Source organism: Mycobacterium sp. NGS16 (assembly GCF_059813225.1).
Genome location: NZ_JCALEE010000001.1, coordinates 181,842 through 196,386, shown reverse-complemented (window position 1 = coordinate 196,386; position 14,545 = coordinate 181,842). Strand labels below are relative to the sequence as shown.

General features: G+C 70.5%; 15 protein-coding genes. 5 read left to right on the top strand and 10 right to left on the bottom strand.

Annotated features, from left to right (window positions below):
* Window positions 1-4: 4 nt before the first annotated feature.
* Genes AC5Y4Q_RS00940 through AC5Y4Q_RS00925 form a run of 4 tightly spaced genes read right to left on the bottom strand, consistent with a single transcriptional unit; the run spans window position 5 to window position 3,434 of the window.
* The gene (locus AC5Y4Q_RS00940; protein ID WP_064924095.1) at window positions 5-862 is read right to left on the bottom strand and encodes an alpha/beta fold hydrolase; all 858 of its coding nucleotides are present in this window, start codon (window positions 860-862) and stop codon (window positions 5-7) included.
* Between the two features lie 57 nt (window positions 863-919).
* Complete coding sequence (locus AC5Y4Q_RS00935) at window positions 920-1,678, bottom strand: glucose 1-dehydrogenase (RefSeq protein WP_064924096.1); 759 nt, start codon at window positions 1,676-1,678, stop codon at window positions 920-922.
* 5 nt (window positions 1,679-1,683) lie between these two features.
* Complete coding sequence (locus AC5Y4Q_RS00930) at window positions 1,684-2,478, bottom strand: SDR family NAD(P)-dependent oxidoreductase (RefSeq protein WP_064924097.1); 795 nt, start codon at window positions 2,476-2,478, stop codon at window positions 1,684-1,686.
* The gene (locus AC5Y4Q_RS00925; protein WP_235663885.1) at window positions 2,469-3,434 is read right to left on the bottom strand and encodes an alpha/beta hydrolase; all 966 of its coding nucleotides are present in this window, start codon (window positions 3,432-3,434) and stop codon (window positions 2,469-2,471) included. The genes AC5Y4Q_RS00930 and AC5Y4Q_RS00925 overlap by 10 nt, the downstream gene beginning before the upstream one ends.
* Window positions 3,435-3,565: 131 nt before the next feature.
* Between AC5Y4Q_RS00925 and AC5Y4Q_RS00920 the strand changes: the two genes are divergently transcribed.
* Window positions 3,566-4,999 carry a wax ester/triacylglycerol synthase family O-acyltransferase gene (locus tag AC5Y4Q_RS00920; protein ID WP_125224793.1) on the top strand — a complete coding sequence of 478 codons (1,434 nt, stop codon included), beginning with the start codon at window positions 3,566-3,568 and terminating at the stop codon, window positions 4,997-4,999.
* Here the strand turns inward: AC5Y4Q_RS00920 and AC5Y4Q_RS00915 are convergent.
* A complete protein-coding gene (locus AC5Y4Q_RS00915; protein ID WP_125224792.1) occupies window positions 4,919-5,785 on the bottom strand; it encodes an acyl-CoA dehydrogenase family protein in 867 nt (288 codons plus the stop codon). The two genes, AC5Y4Q_RS00920 and AC5Y4Q_RS00915, sit on opposite strands and share 81 nt — an antisense overlap.
* Window positions 5,786-5,855: 70 nt before the next feature.
* Between AC5Y4Q_RS00915 and AC5Y4Q_RS00910 the strand changes: the two genes are divergently transcribed.
* Window positions 5,856-6,935: an acyl-CoA dehydrogenase family protein gene (locus AC5Y4Q_RS00910; RefSeq protein ID WP_125224791.1), complete on the top strand. Its 1,080-nt coding sequence runs from the start codon at window positions 5,856-5,858 to the stop codon at window positions 6,933-6,935.
* Between the two features lie 4 nt (window positions 6,936-6,939).
* Here AC5Y4Q_RS00910 and AC5Y4Q_RS00905 read toward each other — a convergent pair whose 3' ends face one another.
* Window positions 6,940-7,761 (bottom strand): IclR family transcriptional regulator, encoded by an 822-nt coding sequence (locus AC5Y4Q_RS00905; RefSeq protein WP_235663884.1) that lies wholly within the window; start codon window positions 7,759-7,761, stop codon window positions 6,940-6,942.
* Between the two features lie 23 nt (window positions 7,762-7,784).
* Complete coding sequence (locus AC5Y4Q_RS00900; protein WP_125224790.1) at window positions 7,785-8,561, bottom strand: glucose 1-dehydrogenase; 777 nt, start codon at window positions 8,559-8,561, stop codon at window positions 7,785-7,787.
* Window positions 8,562-8,662: 101 nt separating this feature from the next.
* On the opposite strand from AC5Y4Q_RS00900, the gene AC5Y4Q_RS00895 reads away from it, so the two are divergent.
* Window positions 8,663-10,279 carry a flavin-containing monooxygenase gene (locus AC5Y4Q_RS00895; RefSeq protein ID WP_125224789.1) on the top strand — a complete coding sequence of 539 codons (1,617 nt, stop codon included), beginning with the start codon at window positions 8,663-8,665 and terminating at the stop codon, window positions 10,277-10,279.
* Here the strand turns inward: AC5Y4Q_RS00895 and AC5Y4Q_RS00890 are convergent.
* From AC5Y4Q_RS00890 to AC5Y4Q_RS00880, 3 genes are all read right to left on the bottom strand, one after another.
* Window positions 10,231-11,088: an SDR family oxidoreductase gene (locus AC5Y4Q_RS00890; protein ID WP_125224788.1), complete on the bottom strand. Its 858-nt coding sequence runs from the start codon at window positions 11,086-11,088 to the stop codon at window positions 10,231-10,233. The genes AC5Y4Q_RS00895 and AC5Y4Q_RS00890 overlap by 49 nt on opposite strands.
* A gap of 2 nt (window positions 11,089-11,090) precedes the next feature.
* Entirely contained in the window at window positions 11,091-11,906 is an 816-nt protein-coding gene (locus tag AC5Y4Q_RS00885) for an SDR family oxidoreductase (RefSeq protein WP_125224787.1), read from the bottom strand.
* Window positions 11,907-11,971: 65 nt separating this feature from the next.
* Entirely contained in the window at window positions 11,972-12,862 is an 891-nt protein-coding gene (locus tag AC5Y4Q_RS00880) for an enoyl-CoA hydratase (RefSeq protein WP_064924104.1), read from the bottom strand.
* Window positions 12,863-12,925: 63 nt separating this feature from the next.
* On the opposite strand from AC5Y4Q_RS00880, the gene AC5Y4Q_RS00875 reads away from it, so the two are divergent.
* Window positions 12,926-13,099, top strand: a complete 174-nt coding sequence (locus tag AC5Y4Q_RS00875; protein WP_109535775.1) for a hypothetical protein — start codon at window positions 12,926-12,928, stop codon at window positions 13,097-13,099.
* On the top strand, window positions 13,100-14,545 hold the full coding sequence (locus tag AC5Y4Q_RS00870; protein WP_064924105.1) for an alpha,alpha-trehalose-phosphate synthase (UDP-forming): 1,446 nt from the start codon (window positions 13,100-13,102) through the stop codon (window positions 14,543-14,545).

Here is a 14,545-nt window from a genome sequence, read left to right as displayed (position 1 = left end):
GCCGTCAGCGGCGCAGGAAGTCCAGCACCACCGACTCGAAGGCGTCCTTGGCCTCGATCATGGCCCAGTGCCCGCAGTTGGGGAACACATGAAACTCCGCATTGGGCATGGTGCGCATCGGGATCAGCGCCATGTCCAGCGGGCTGACCCGGTCGTCGCGGCCCCAGGTGACCAGGGTCGGGCACTGGACCCGGTGCAGCATCGCCCACGGCATCGGCCCCTTAGACGCGGCCATCATCTGCATCATCGCGGTGTAGGCCTTCTTGCCGTACATCCGTCGGGCACTGGCCAGCGTCTCCGGGTCGGTGGCCAGCGCCCAGCGCTCCTCGATGAGCTCCTCGGTCACCACGGCCGGGTCGTAGACCATCGACTCCAGCCAGCGCACCAGCGATTCGCGGCTCGGGTTGTCGGTGAAGTCCTGCAGCAGCCGGACACCCTCGGTGGGACCCGGCGTCAGCAGATTGGTGCCGATGCCACCGATCGTCACCAGCTTGCGCACCTTGTCGGGGTTGGCGGTCGCGTAGTTGACGCCGACGCCGCCGCCCATCGAGTTGCCGACGATGCTCACCTGCTCCAAGCCGAGCGCGTCGACGAACGCCGGCACCGCGCCGAATGCGCTGACCATCGGGTGCCCGCCGAAGTCGTCGCTGACGCCGAACCCGGGGAACTCCAGCACCAGGCAGCGGAAGTGCTCGGCGAAGGCCGGCAGCACGCCGCGGTAGTTGCGCCACCCGGTCACGCCCGGCCCGGACCCGTGCAGCAGCAGCAGCGTCGGGCCGTCACCGGCCTCGTGGTAGCGCAGCACCCCCTGCTCGGTGGTGACCTCACGCAGGGTCTCGTCGTGGCTCAGCTCTGCCGGCATGATGTCTCCTCACAAGGTCCCGAAACTCTTAGACAGGCTAACGCCGGACGACGCCGGTCACGGTGTCGGGGTCGGGACCCTGCCCGCGCTGGCCCCGCCGTCGACGGCCAGTTCGGCCCCGGTGACGTACGCCGACGCGTCCGAGGCCAGGAACGCGACGACGTCGGCGACTTCAGATGGCAGGCCGATCCGGGCCAGCGGCGCTCCGGGATGACCGCCCGGGCCGTGCTGGACGCCCAGGTGCGCCACCATCGGGGTGTCGATCAGTCCGGGATGCACCGAATTGACCCGGATCGCGTACGGCCCGAGTTCGATCGCGGCGACCTTGGTCAAGCCGCGCAGCCCCCACTTCGATGCCCCGTAGGCGCTGTAGCCGGACAGGCCCTGCAACCCGGCCTGCGACGACACGTTGATCACCGAGCCGCCGCCCGCGGCGCGCATCGGCTCCACCACGGCTTTGATGCCGAGGAACGCGCCGATCAGGTTGACCCGCAGCATCGTCTCGAAGTCGTCGGCGGACTGTTCGACCAGCGGAATCGACCGGCAGATCGCGGCATTGTTGACCAGCACGTCCAGGCGCCCGAACGCGCTGACCGCGGTGTCGACGACGGCCGCCCAACCGGCCTCGTCGCCGACGTCATGAGGCACGAAACGGGCCCCGATCTCGGCGGCAACAGCGGCCCCCTCGTCGGCCAGCACGTCGGTCAGCACCACCTGAGCGCCCAGCGCGGTGAACAGCCGGGCCTCCGCCGCCCCCTGGCCGCGGGCCGCCCCGGTGATGACGGCGACCTTGCCGGTCAGGTCGGTCAGCGCCATCGTGCCTAGTCCCCGTCCTGGTCGATGCCGGTCAGCATGATCTCCGAGACCCGGCGCGGGAACTCGGTGAACTTGGCCATCAGCGTGATGCTGCGCGGCAGGATGACATGTCGGCGGTTGCGGTCGATTGCGTCCGCGATCGCGGTGGCGACGACGTCGGGCTCCATCGCGGGCGCGGTCATGCGCAGCTTCTCCGCCCGCTCGATGGTGCGCCGCGCCGGCCCGAACGCCCGGATCTGGTCGATCATGTCGGTCTTGACCTCACCGAGCTGCACCAGCGTGGTGTTCACCGGCTTGCCACGCAGCTCGGATCGGATGCCGGCGGTGAAATGACTCAGCCCGGCCTTCGAGGCGCCGTACAAGGTGACGCCGGGCCCGGTCGAGATCGCCCCGAACGACGAGACGTTGACGATATGGCCGCGGCCGCGGGCCACCATGCGCGGCATCAACTGCCGACACAGCTCCATCGGGGCGGCGAGGTTGACCTGCAGTAGGTCGCGCACCTGCTGGGCGCTGGCCTCCGGGAACCGACCGACCCGGTCGATGCCGGCGTTGTTGATCAGCACATCCACCGGACCGTCGGCCTCGACCCGGTCGATCAGCGCCTCCACGGCCGCCGGGTCGCACAGGTCGGTCGGGTAGGCCTTGCCCTCAATCTCCTTGGCCAGGATCTCCAACGCCGCAGCATCGCGCGCCACCAGCGCCACGGCGGCGCCACGCGCGGCCGCCACCTCGGCGATGCTCTTGCCGAGACCGCGGCTGGCACCGGTGACCAGGACCCGAGCGTTCCTCAGTTGCATGCCGATCCTTCCGGTAGGGCCGCGCGGAGCACCGCGCAGACGTCGTCGCTGGCCCGGGCGGCCAACGGCAGATGATCCGCCAGGTTGAAGAAGCCGTGGAAGCCATGCTGGTAGCGCTGCACGCTGGCCGGGACGCCCGCGGATTGCAGGCGCCGCGCATACTCCTCCCCCTCCTCGCAGAGCGGGTCCAGCGAGCCGGTGACGACGTGAGCCGGTGGCAGACCGGCGAGTTCGCCCAGGATCGGGGAGACCAGCGGGTTGCTGCGGTCGCCGTCACGGCCGAGGTACTGCTCGGTGAACCACTGCATGTGGTCCGCGGTGAGCGTCCCGCTCGGGCCGCGCCGGCCACGCGACGCCGACGCCTGCTTACGGCGCTGATCAACGACGGGATAGATCAGCAGCTGGAATGCGATCGGCGGGCCGCCACGATCCCGGGCCAGCATCGCCACCACGGCAGCGAGGTTGCCCCCGGCGCTGTCGCCGGCGACCACCAGCCGCGACGGATCACCGCCCAGTTCGGCCAGCTGGCCGGCCACCCACTGGGTGGCCGCCCAGGCGTCTTCGATCGCGGCGGGAAACGGCGACTCGGGCGCCAGCCGGTAATCGACCGACACCACGATCGCCCCGGCACCGTTGGCCAGCCGGCGGCAGCAGGAGTCGTGCGAATCCAGGTCGCACAGCACGAAGCCGCCGCCGTGGAAGTAGACCAGCACCGGCAGTTGCTCGCGGGACGGGCCCGGGTCGAGCGGGAAGTAGATGCGCGCCGGAAGCGGGCCGGCGGGCCCGGGAATGTGGCACTCGTCGACCCAACCGACCGGGACGGGTCTGGCGGGCCGCCGGGTGGCTTTCAGACTGGCCCGCACCTGGACCGCGTTGCCGACCCCGGCCGCGACGGACGCGAAGGCCGCGCTCATCCGGTCGGCGAGCTCGGACTGCATCGAGGCGATTTCGGTCACGCAGCGCAAGGTAGAGCGGCGACCGCCACGGCAAATCCCGAAGTCTCACTGGCCGAGACAACGTGTCGGCCCGCGCACAGCAACGGCCTACAAGTGAACCAGGCCACATCTGATCGGTGAGCGGAGGACCAATGCGGCGTTTGACCGGCGAGGACAACAGCTTTCTGGCGTGGGAGAACGCCGCCCAACCGCAACACACCATCAAGGTGCTGGTGCTCGACCCGATCCGCGGCCCGCGGCCGCTGACCTTCGAGGCCGTCAAGGCGCTGGTCCCGGACCTGGTCGCCCGGGTCGAACCGCTGCAGTGGCAGTTGCTGGCGCCGCGGCTGCGGTTCGGCCGGCCTTGGTGGATCGCCAGGCCCCACGTCGACGTCGACCGCCACCTGCGGCGGATCACCCTGGCCTCGCCCGGCGGCGATCACGAACTCGCGGCGGCAATCGAGGCGATCTTCCACGACCGGCTCGAGCGTGGTCGCCCAGCTTGGCAGTTGTGCTACGTCGACGGGCTGGCCGACGGCCGGATCGCGCTGATCTGGAAGATTCACCACGCCGTCGCCGACGGCACCGCCTCACTGCGCATCCTGGAAGCGCTGTGCAGCAATGGAAGTCCCCCCTCCACACCGCCGCGCGACGAGCGCCGGCCGGCGCTGTGGCGCTGGCTGCCGATGGTGGCCCGCCACCAGCTCGCCGCGTTGATCGGCCTACCGCGGCTGATCGCCCGCACCGGGGCGGTCACCCGCACCATCCTGCGCCGCCGCAAGGCCGGCAAACCCGGCTACGCCGAAGCGTTCGCCGCACCCGGTGCCCGCTTCAACGCGCCGCTGACAGCCCAGCGCCGCTTCGCCTTCCGCGGCTGCGACATGGACACCATCAAACGGGTCGCCCGGGCTTTCGGCGTGACGGTCAACGACGTGTTCCTCGCGGTCTGCAGCGGTGCGCTGCGCGCCTACCTGGACCGGCACGGGGAGCTGGCCGACGAGTCGCTGACCGCGGTGGTGCCGGTGTCGATGCGCCCGCCCGACGGCGATCCCTGGGGCAACAAGGTGGCACGCTGGAACGTGGCGCTGGCCACCGACGTGGCCGATCCGGTCGACCGGCTGGCGGCCATCGCGGCGGCGACCCGCACCGCCCGGGAGGTGCAGGCCGAACGCGACCTGTGGCTGCAGCACGACTGGATGGAGTACTGGCCGCTGTTCTGGTTCTACTCCCGCGCCCTGCCGCTGATCGGCGAACGCACCACGCACCGGCCGACATTCAGTCTGATCGCCTCGAATATGCGCGGGCCCCAACAGCTTTGCTTCGAGGGCGCACCGGTCGAACGGTTGATCTCGTCGGGTCCGCTGGTGTTCCCGATGGGGCTGAACTTCACCGGCTGGAGCTACGAGGGCAAGCTGACGATCGGGGTGCTGGCCTGCGGTGACCACGTGGCCGACGCATGGGAGATCGCCGATCAACTGCCGGTTGCCCTCGCCGAGCTGGCAGCGTCAGTCGAGGGCGTCGAGCAACTCACATGTGAGCCGGCACCCGGTGTGAACGTCGCGCCACAAGCTCGCGACCGGGTCTGAGGCGTCCAGCGCGTGGCCGCGGCTACTGCTCAGCACGCGGTCGGCGGCGGCGCGCGCCCGGGCAGCGGCCTGGCGCTGAGCCCGCGCCGCTGACCGCGGGTGCTGCGACAACGACGCCCGGATCTGCAGGGTCGCGGCGTCGATGTCGGACGCGGCCAGCGCGACCTGCCGGGTCGACACCGTCAGATCCCCGACTTCCGCGCTGCCGTAGGAGGCGGCCAACCGCTGGCGGACCTGGGCGACGTGCGCTTGCCACAGCCCGTCGGCGGCGCCGGCCACCGCGGCCGCCGCGGCGGCGCCGCCGACCACCGCGGCGCCGTCGTCCCGCGCCGCAAAGACCCGCTCGGCATCAACCGGCAGCTCAACGACCTGCACGTCGGCGATTCCGGCATCGGGCAGTCCGGTCGGTGCGGTGCGAGGCGACACCGCCACGTCGGCGCGTGCCACCAGCACCAGACGGTCGCCGTCAGCGGCCAGCAACAGCCAGTCGGCGACGTCGGCGCCGGTGACCTCAGACCAGTGCCCGCTCAACCGCCGGCCGTCCACCAGCCGGCCACCCGGGCCAAGGCCCACCGCGACCCGGGCGCCCGGATCGGCACCCCAGATGTCGGCGCCGGCGTGATCAGGCAGTGCGCCCGCCCGGTGGGCGGCAGCGTTGGCCATCGCGCAACGCCACCCCGAGGACCCGTCGCGGGCGGCCAAGGCGGCCACCGCAGAGACGAACTCGTCGGCGGGCAACGCCTCGCCGCCGAATCGCCTGGGCTGCAACATCTGCCAGGCACCCATCGATATCTCCTCGCGGACTCCGGCCCAGCGCCACAATGAATGCTATCGGCGACACGAAAGGGCGGTGAGCATGCGTGTGCTGACGGCGATTCGGCCGTTGTTGCCGGCTATTGCCGCGGCCGCCGACACCGTCGACCGCAACGCGGCGGTGGCACCGGATACCGTTGCGAGCCTGCGGGAGGCGGGCGTCTTCGCACTGTTGCAGCCAGCGGACTTCGGCGGCCGGCAGTCCGACCCCGGGAGCTATCTGGCGGTGGTGCGGGAGATCTCGTCGGCGTGCACCTCGACCGGGTGGCTGGCCGCGGCGCTGGGCGTCAACGCCTGGCACCTGGCCCTGTTCGACATTGCCGCCCAGCACGATGTCTGGGGTGGCGACCCCGGTGCGCTGATCTGCTCGGCCTATGCCCCGACCGGTCGGCTCGAACGCGCCGGTGACGGTTTCCGCCTGTCGGGGCGGTGGAGCCGCTGCGCCGGGGTGCAGCACGCCTCGTGGCTGATCGCCGGGGCGTTGGTGGTGGGGGCCGATGGCGCCGCTGAAGACTTCACCGTGGCGCTGGTGCCCCGCGAGCACTACGCCATCGAGGCGACCTGGAATGGCCTGGGGCTGCGTGGGATCGGAGCGGACGACGTCGTGGTGTCCGGCGCTCCGGTGCCCGCCTATCGCTGTTTCGGCTGGGTCAGTGATGCGCAGCGGGCCGCCCTGCCCCCGCTGTACCGCCTGCCGCAACCCACGCTCTACACCCACGCCGGCGCCGCCCCACTGCTCGGCGCAGCGCACGGGATCCTGGACCGCGCCCGGCCGGCCGATCCGGTGAGCGCCGTCGCCATGGCGGCGGCGGGACTGGAGGTCTCGGCACTGCAGATCAGCCGTAACCTGGCCGACCTCAGCGCGTGCGCCCGAACCGGCGCCGTGCCCGACGCCGAGCTGATGTTGCGGGCCCGCCGCGATCAGGTGCTGGCCTTCGAGCGGGCGATGCAGGCGGTCGGGTTGTGTGTCGAGCAAGCCGGCGCCGGCGCGCACCCCCGGCTGGAGCGCGTCTGGCGCGACATGCAGACGGCGCGATTGCACGCCGCCAACGACGTGGAGCGGGTACTGACGGCGGTGGGACAGTTCGCGTTCGGGCTGCCGGTCGATGACTTGATCCTGTAACGGCTCAGACCCACGCGTCGGCGGAGATGGTGCGCAGCACCCGGGACAGCATGCTGTCGGTCTCGGCGTCCCGCTCAGCTCCATCGGCCGGCACGAAGCCCCTGAGGTCGTGGGAGATCCGGCCCGCGGCGCGCATCACGAACGGCGCGGTGCGTTGCAGCCGGTGCATCGGGACCGCGCCGGTCAGGGACAGCCCGGCGATCTGACCGTCGCGGCCCCCGATGGGGGCGGCCACACTCGACAATCCGACCGCCAGTTCCTCGGTGTCGTAGGCCAGCCCGTGCCGGCTGCGGATCCGGGCCAGCTCCCGGTGCAGGGTGGCGCGATCACCGATGGTGGCCCGGGTGCGCTTCGGCAGGACGTCGCCGACGAGCGCATCCACCTCCTCGGCGGGCAGCCGCGCCAGCAGCGCCTTCCCCAACGCGCTGGCATGCGCGGGGGTGCGGCCGGCCACCCGGGTCGGCACCAGCGCACCGCCGTCCCCGGCGACCTTGTCGAGGTAGACGACGTCACCGCCGAGGAGCACCCCCAGGTGCACCACCAGCCGGGTGTCGGAGTGCAGCCGCGCCAGGGTCGTCGAGGCCACTCCGCGCAGTTCGGCGTGGTCGACGATCTGCGCGACGGGCAGCGGCGAGGCAGCCATGCCGTAACCGTCGGGCCGGTGCTGCACCAGGCCGGCCGAGTCCAGTTGGGTCAGGATCCGGTGCACCGAGGAGCGCGGCAGCCCGGTGCGGGCCACCACCTGGTCGAGCCGCAGTCGCTTGCCGGGTTCGTCGAACTGGTTGATGATCAGCGCCACCCGCGCCACCATCGACGTCGCCTCCATACCGGGTGATTATTCCCGCGCCGTCACTGCCCCAGTACGTATTTCACGGTCGGCCCGGCGGTCCAGCCGCCGTCGACGGCGATCTCCGCGCCGGTGACGTAGGCGGCGTCGTCGGACAACAGGAAACTGACGGCCCCGGCGATCTCCTCGGGCACGCCGACCCGGCCCATCGGGGTATTCGGGAAGCCGCCGTCTCCGGGCTCGATACCGATCTCGGCGGTCATCGGGGTGTAAGTCATGCCCGGATGCACGGAGTTGACCCGGACCTTCTCCCCGGCCAGTTCGACGGCCGCGATCTTGGTCAGCCCCCGCACGCCCCACTTGGACGCTCCGTAGCCGGCGGTCAACGCCAGGCCCATCAATCCGGCGGCCGACGAGATGTTGACGATCGAGCCGCCGCCGGCCTCCCGCATGGGCGCGATCACGGCCTGAATTCCGTTGAACACCCCGACCAGGTTGATCTCCAGCACGCTGCGGAAGTGCTCGACGGGTTCGTGCTCGATGAACTGCCCGGTCGCCACCCCGGCGTTGTTGACCAGCCCGGTCAGCCCGCCGAATTCGGTGAGCGCGACCTGCACCGCGGCCGCCCAACCGGCCGGCTCGGTGACGTCGAGGTGCACGTAGCGCGCGGAGTCGCCGATCTCGGCGGCCAGGCGGGTGCCCTCATCGTCGAGGATGTCGCCGATCACCACCCGCCCGCCGCCGGCGACGAGATGACGGGCGAACGCGGCGCCCAGGCCGCGGGCACCGCCGGTGATCAGGATGACTTTGCCGGCCAAGCGGGCGGTTTCGGTGAGCATGGCCACAGCATCGACTCGGGCGACCCGCACGTCACCGGGAGTCTCACACAGCGGGACAATCGCTGGGTGGGCGCGACCGGCTGCTCGTAGCGTCGCGCGTTATGGAGACCGATGTGGATGTGGTGGTGATCGGGGCGGGTTTCGCCGGCCTCTACGCGCTGCACCGCCTGCGCGGCGACGGGCTGACCGTGCGGGTGTTCGAGGCGGCCGACGGGGTCGGCGGCGTCTGGTACTGGAACCGCTATCCGGGCGCGCGCTGCGACGTCGAAAGCGTCGACTACTCCTACTCCTTCGACGCCCAGCTGCAGCAGGACTGGGACTGGAGCGAGAAGTACGCCACCCAGCCGGAGATCCTGCGCTACCTCAACCATGTCGCCGATCGCTTCGACCTGCGCCGCGACATCTCGTTCAGGACGCGGGTGACGGGCATGGTCCTCGACGAGGCCACCTTGAGCTGGCAAGTCCGCACCGACGCCGGCGAGGTGGTGACCGCACGGTTCTGCGTGCTCGCGGTCGGTCCGCTGTCCAATGCCAATGTCCCGGCGATCGAGGGGTTGGCGTCCTTCACCGGCGAGACGTACCACACGGCGCACTGGCCGCACCGCGGTGTGGACTTCACCGGCAAGCGGGTCGGCGTGATCGGCACCGGCTCCTCGGGCATTCAGGTGATCCCGCCGATCGCCAACGAGGCGGCACACCTGACGGTATTCCAGCGCACCGCCAACTACAGCATCCCGGCCGGCAACGCGCCCCTGGACGAGGCGACCCGGCGCAAACACAAGGCGGGGTATGCCGAACGCCGCCGTCGCTCGATGGCCAGTGGTGGCGGCTCGCCGCACGAGCCGCACCCCTGCTCGGCGCTGGAGGTGTCCGACGACGAGCGGGAGGCCGCCTACGAACGACGGTGGCAACTCGGCGGGGTGCTGTTCTCCAAGACCTTCCCGGATCAACTGGTCACCATCGCGGCCAACGACACCGCCCGGAGGTTCTGGGAGAAGAAGATCCGCGCGATAGTCGACGATCCGGCTACCGCGCAGCTGCTGATCCCGCGTGACCATCCGATCGGAGCGAAGCGGATCTGCACCGACGACAACTACTTCGCGACGTTCAACCGCGACCACGTACAGCTGGTGGACCTGCGCGCCACCCCGATCGAGCGGATCGATGCGCGCGGCATCTGCACCACCGCGGCGCACCATGACCTGGACGTCCTGGTCCTGGCGACCGGATTCGACGCCATGACCGGGTCGGTCGCCAAGATCGACATCGTCGGCCGCGGCGGCGCGACGCTCAACGAGACCTGGGCCGGCGGGCCGGTCACCTACCTGGGGTTGAGCATCCCGGGATTCCCGAACCTGTTCAACATGACCGGGCCGGGCAGTCCCTCGGTGCTCGCCAACATGGTGCTGCACTCCGAGCTGCACGTCGACTGGGTCGCCGACGCGATCGGATACCTCGACGCGCACGGCGCGGCCGCCTTGGAGGCGCGCAGTGACGCGGCCGCCGAGTGGGGCGCCGAATGCACCCGGCGCGCAGCGGAGACCCTGATGCCGCAGGCCAATTCGTGGTATTTGGGGGCCAATATCGCCGGGCGTCCGCGCGTGTTCATGCCGTTCGTCGGCGGCTTCGGCACCTACGGCCGCATCATCGCCGAGGTGGCGGCCGCCGGCTACAAGGGCTTCGACGTCCTGGAGAACGACCTCATCCGCATCAGATAGCGCCCCACCTGCCGCACCGGCACGGCGGTCGGCCAGTCGTCGGCGCGGAAGTAGGCGTCCGAACCGCCGTCGACGAAGATCACGCTGCCGCAGAGGAAGTCGGCGGCGTCGGAGAGCATGAACAGCATCCAGTCGGCCAGTTGGCCGGGGTCGCCGAAACCCCCTACCGGCACCGGGAAGCTGCGCACGGCCTTGTCCTGGCCCGGGGTGGCGAGCTGTTTCTCCAGCAGCGGCGTCATGATCGCGCCCGGCGCCAGGGCGTTGAGCCGGATACCCTCGCCCGCCCAGGACGGCTCGACCGCCCGCCGGCGCACCCAGCGCGACACCGCGATCTTGGAAGCCGCGTACGCCAACGACGGCGCACCCGGCCCGAACGGGCGCAGCCAGCGCAGCGCCTTGGCCGCATCCCCGGCGAGCAGGGCCCGCACCGCCAACCGCGGCACCGCCGGCACCGTGGTGGTCGAATTACTGGCGATCACCACGACTTTGGCGCGCTCAGCGGCCGCCAGCGCCGGGCGCCACGCCTGCAGCAGGTCGACCACCCCGAAGAAGTTGACCTGCAGGATCAGCGGCGTCGCCCGCGGGGTGGGTCCGACGCCGGCCGCCAGCACGGCACCGTCCAACCGGCCCCCGGCTAAGGTCAGCACCCGCTCGGCCGCCGCGGCCCGACCGTGCGGTCCGGACAGATCAGCGACGACGTCGGCGTCGCGCAGGTCCACCCCGATCACGGTGTGGCCGGCCGCCTGCAGCTTCTCCGCCGCCTGTCGGCCCATACCGGAGGCCGCCCCGGTGACCGCATAGACGCCCACGGCTACTCCGCGACGACGCCGCGCAAGCCGTCCGCGCCGAACGCCGGCTCCAGCATTGCGGTGAAGTCCGGACCGCGGCGCAGCATCTGCCCGCCGTCGACGTTGATGACCTGGCCGGTGATGTAGCCCGCCGCGTCACTGAGCAAGAACAGCGCCAGGTTGGCGACGTCCTCGACCTCCCCGGGCCGGGGCAGCGGGGTACAGACGCGGTAGTCCTCGGAGAGTTCCGGCGAGTCCAGGATCGGGGCGACCAGCTCGGTGCGGGTCAGGCCCGGGCGGATGCTGTTGACCCGCACCCAGGACGCCCCCAGCTCGTCGGCGGCCAGTTGCATCAGGTGATCCAGCGCCGATTTGGTCGGGCCGTAGGCGCCGAACCAACGGTGGGTGTTGCTGGCCGCGATCGAGGAGATCCCGACGAACGAGCCGCCGCCACCGCGCACCAGGGCCCGGCCGGCGTGCTTGAGCACATACATCGAACCGTTGATGTTGAGGTCGACGGTGCGCCGCCACGCCGCCGAGTCGATCTGGGTGATCGGTCCGATGGTCTGCGAACCACCGGCGCAGTGCACCACGCCGTGCAGTCGGCCGTGCCGACCCTCGGCGGCCTCGACGGCGGCGATCACGCTTTCCTCGTCGGTGACGTCGGCCGGGAAGTGCCGTGCCCCGATCTCGGCGGCCACCGCGGCCAGCCGGTCTGCCCCGCGGCCGAGGATCAGAACGTCGGCGCCGGCGGCGGCCAGGCCGGCTGCGACCGCCTTGCCGATGCCGCTGCCGCCTCCGGTGACCAGGTAGCTACGGTCTTCGAACGAGAGCTGCACACCGACCCCTCAGATCAAAACTGGAACGTGTTCTACCTATCCAAGCACGTGGTCGACGCCGCCCGCTACGGCTGATCGCGGCGAGCCAGGTCGGTGGCCTTGGCGGTGCGCCAGTCCGGCACCTCCGGCGGCAGCGCCACCGGGAACTTGTTGTCGTTGTGCGCCGACCAATGCGCGTGGCCCAGCTGATGAATATGGAACCCGTGTTTCAGCGCCTCGGTGAAACCCATCGCGTCGGCGGCGGCGTTCACCGAGTCCTTGATCAACAAAGCGGCCATCGTCGGCAGCTGCGCGATGCGGCGGGCGAATTCCAGAGTCTTGTCGGCCAGCTCGTCGACGCCGAACACCTTGGACACCATGCCCAGCCGGTAGGCCTCGTCGGCGTCCAGGGAATCCCCGGTCAGCAGCAGCTCCTTGGCCTTGCGCGGGCCGAATTCCCAAGGATGGGCATAGTATTCGACGCCGGGCATGCCGAGGCGCACCCCGACCACGTCGGAGAACCGGGCGTTGTCGGCGGCAACGATCAGGTCGCACGCCCAGATCAGCATCAATCCCGCGGAGATGGCGTTGCCCTGCACCTGCGCGATGGTGATCTTGCGCAGGTCCCGCCAGCGGCAGGTGTTCGAGAAGTAGTAGTGCCACTCCTGCAGGTAGGTCTTCTCGACGACCGGTTCCCGGGTGCCGCCGTGGCTGCGGAAGCTCGGGTGCTGATCCGGGCCGGGCCGCCGCTCGGCCAGGGCGCCCTCTGAGCCGAGGTCGTGGCCGGCGGAGAAGTTCGCACCGCGCGCCGCCAGGATCACCACCCGCACGGTGTCGTCGGCTTCGGCACGGGCGAACGCGTCGTCGAGCTGCACCAGCAGGGTGCGACTCTGCGCGTTGTGGGTCTCCGGGCGGTTCAGCCAGATCCGGGCGATGCGCCCGTCGTCGAGGGTTTCATAGTCGACGAGATCGCTCATGCAGCCTCCGCCCTGGTTGTCGTCCGCCTCACAGGTTACGGCGCACTTCGCTAGAGTCGACTCATGCCTGCTAAATCCGAACACGCCGACATCGAGGACGTGGAGCCGCTGGCCGACAGCACCGCACGTCAGGCCCGGCGAGTCGTGGCCGCCTACGCCGAGGACGCCGACGAATGCCGGGTGTTTTTGTCCATGCTCGGGATCGGTCCGGCGAATACCGAGAAGCACGGGGCGTAAATGCCGGGGTCGGGGGGTCTGGCTGCGTCGGCCGGAGAATCCGATTTCGTCGTGGTGGCCAACCGGCTGCCCATCGACATCGAGGTGTCCCCCGACGGAACAACGGCCTGGAAACGCAGCCCGGGCGGACTGGTCACCGCCCTGGAGCCGCTGCTGCGTAAGCGGCGCGGCGCCTGGGTGGGCTGGCCGGGCAGCCCGGACGTGCCCGATGCGCCGATCGATATCGAAGACCTGCGGCTGTATCCGGTCGCGCTCAGCGCCACCGACATCGCCGACTATTACGAGGGCTTCTCCAACGCCACCTTGTGGCCGCTGTATCACGATGTGATCGTCAAACCGATCTACCACCGGCAGTGGTGGGAGCGCTATGTCGACGTCAACCGCCGGTTCGCCGAGGCGACATCGCGGGCTGCCGCCCCGGGAGCCACCGTGTGGGTCCAGGACTATCAGCTGCAGCTGGTGCCGAAGATGCTGCGGACCCTGCGCCCCGACCTGACCATCGGCTTCTTTCTGCACATCCCGTTCCCGCCGGTGGAGCTGTTCATGCAGCTGCCCTGGCGCAAGGAGATCGTCGACGGCCTGCTCGGCGCCGACCTGGTCGGATTCCATCTGGCCGGTGGCGCCCAGAATTTCCTCTTCCTGGCACGCAATCTGACCGGCGCAGCCACCTCGCGGGGCGCGGTCGGGGTGCGCAGCCGGTTCGGCCAGGTGAGTCTGGCCGACCGCACCGTGCGAGTCGGCGCCTTTCCGATCTCGATCGACTCCGGCGAACTCGACCGCAAGGCACGCGAGCGGGGAATCCGGCGACGGGCCAAGGAGATCCGGGCCGAACTGGGCCACCCGCGCAAGATCCTGCTCGGGGTGGATCGCCTGGACTACACCAAGGGCATCGACGTGCGACTCAAGGCGTTCCACGAGCTGCTCGCCGAAGGCCGCGCCAAGCGGGACGACACGGTGCTGGTGCAGCTGGCGACGCCCAGCCGGGAACGGGTGGAGAGCTACCAGATCCTGCGTGACGACATCGAGCGCCAGGTCGGCCACATCAACGGCGAGTACAGCGAGGTCGGCCACCCGGTGGTGCACTACCTGCACCGACCGGTCCCCCGCGACGAACTGATCGCGTTCTTCGTGGCCAGCGACGTCATGCTGGTGACTCCGCTGCGCGACGGGATGAACCTGGTCGCCAAGGAGTACGTGGCATGCCGCAGCGACCTGGGCGGCGCCCTGGTGTTGAGTGAATTCACCGGGGCGGCAGCCGAATTGCGGCAGGCCTACCTGGTCAACCCGCACGATCTCGAAGGCGTCAAGGACGTCATCGAGGCGGCGGTCAACCAAACCGCCGAAGAGGGCCGCCGGCGCATGCGCGCCCTGCGCCGCCAGGTGCTGGCCCACGACGTGGACCGCTGGGCACGGTCCTTCCTCGACGCGCTCGCTGAGTCCGGGTGA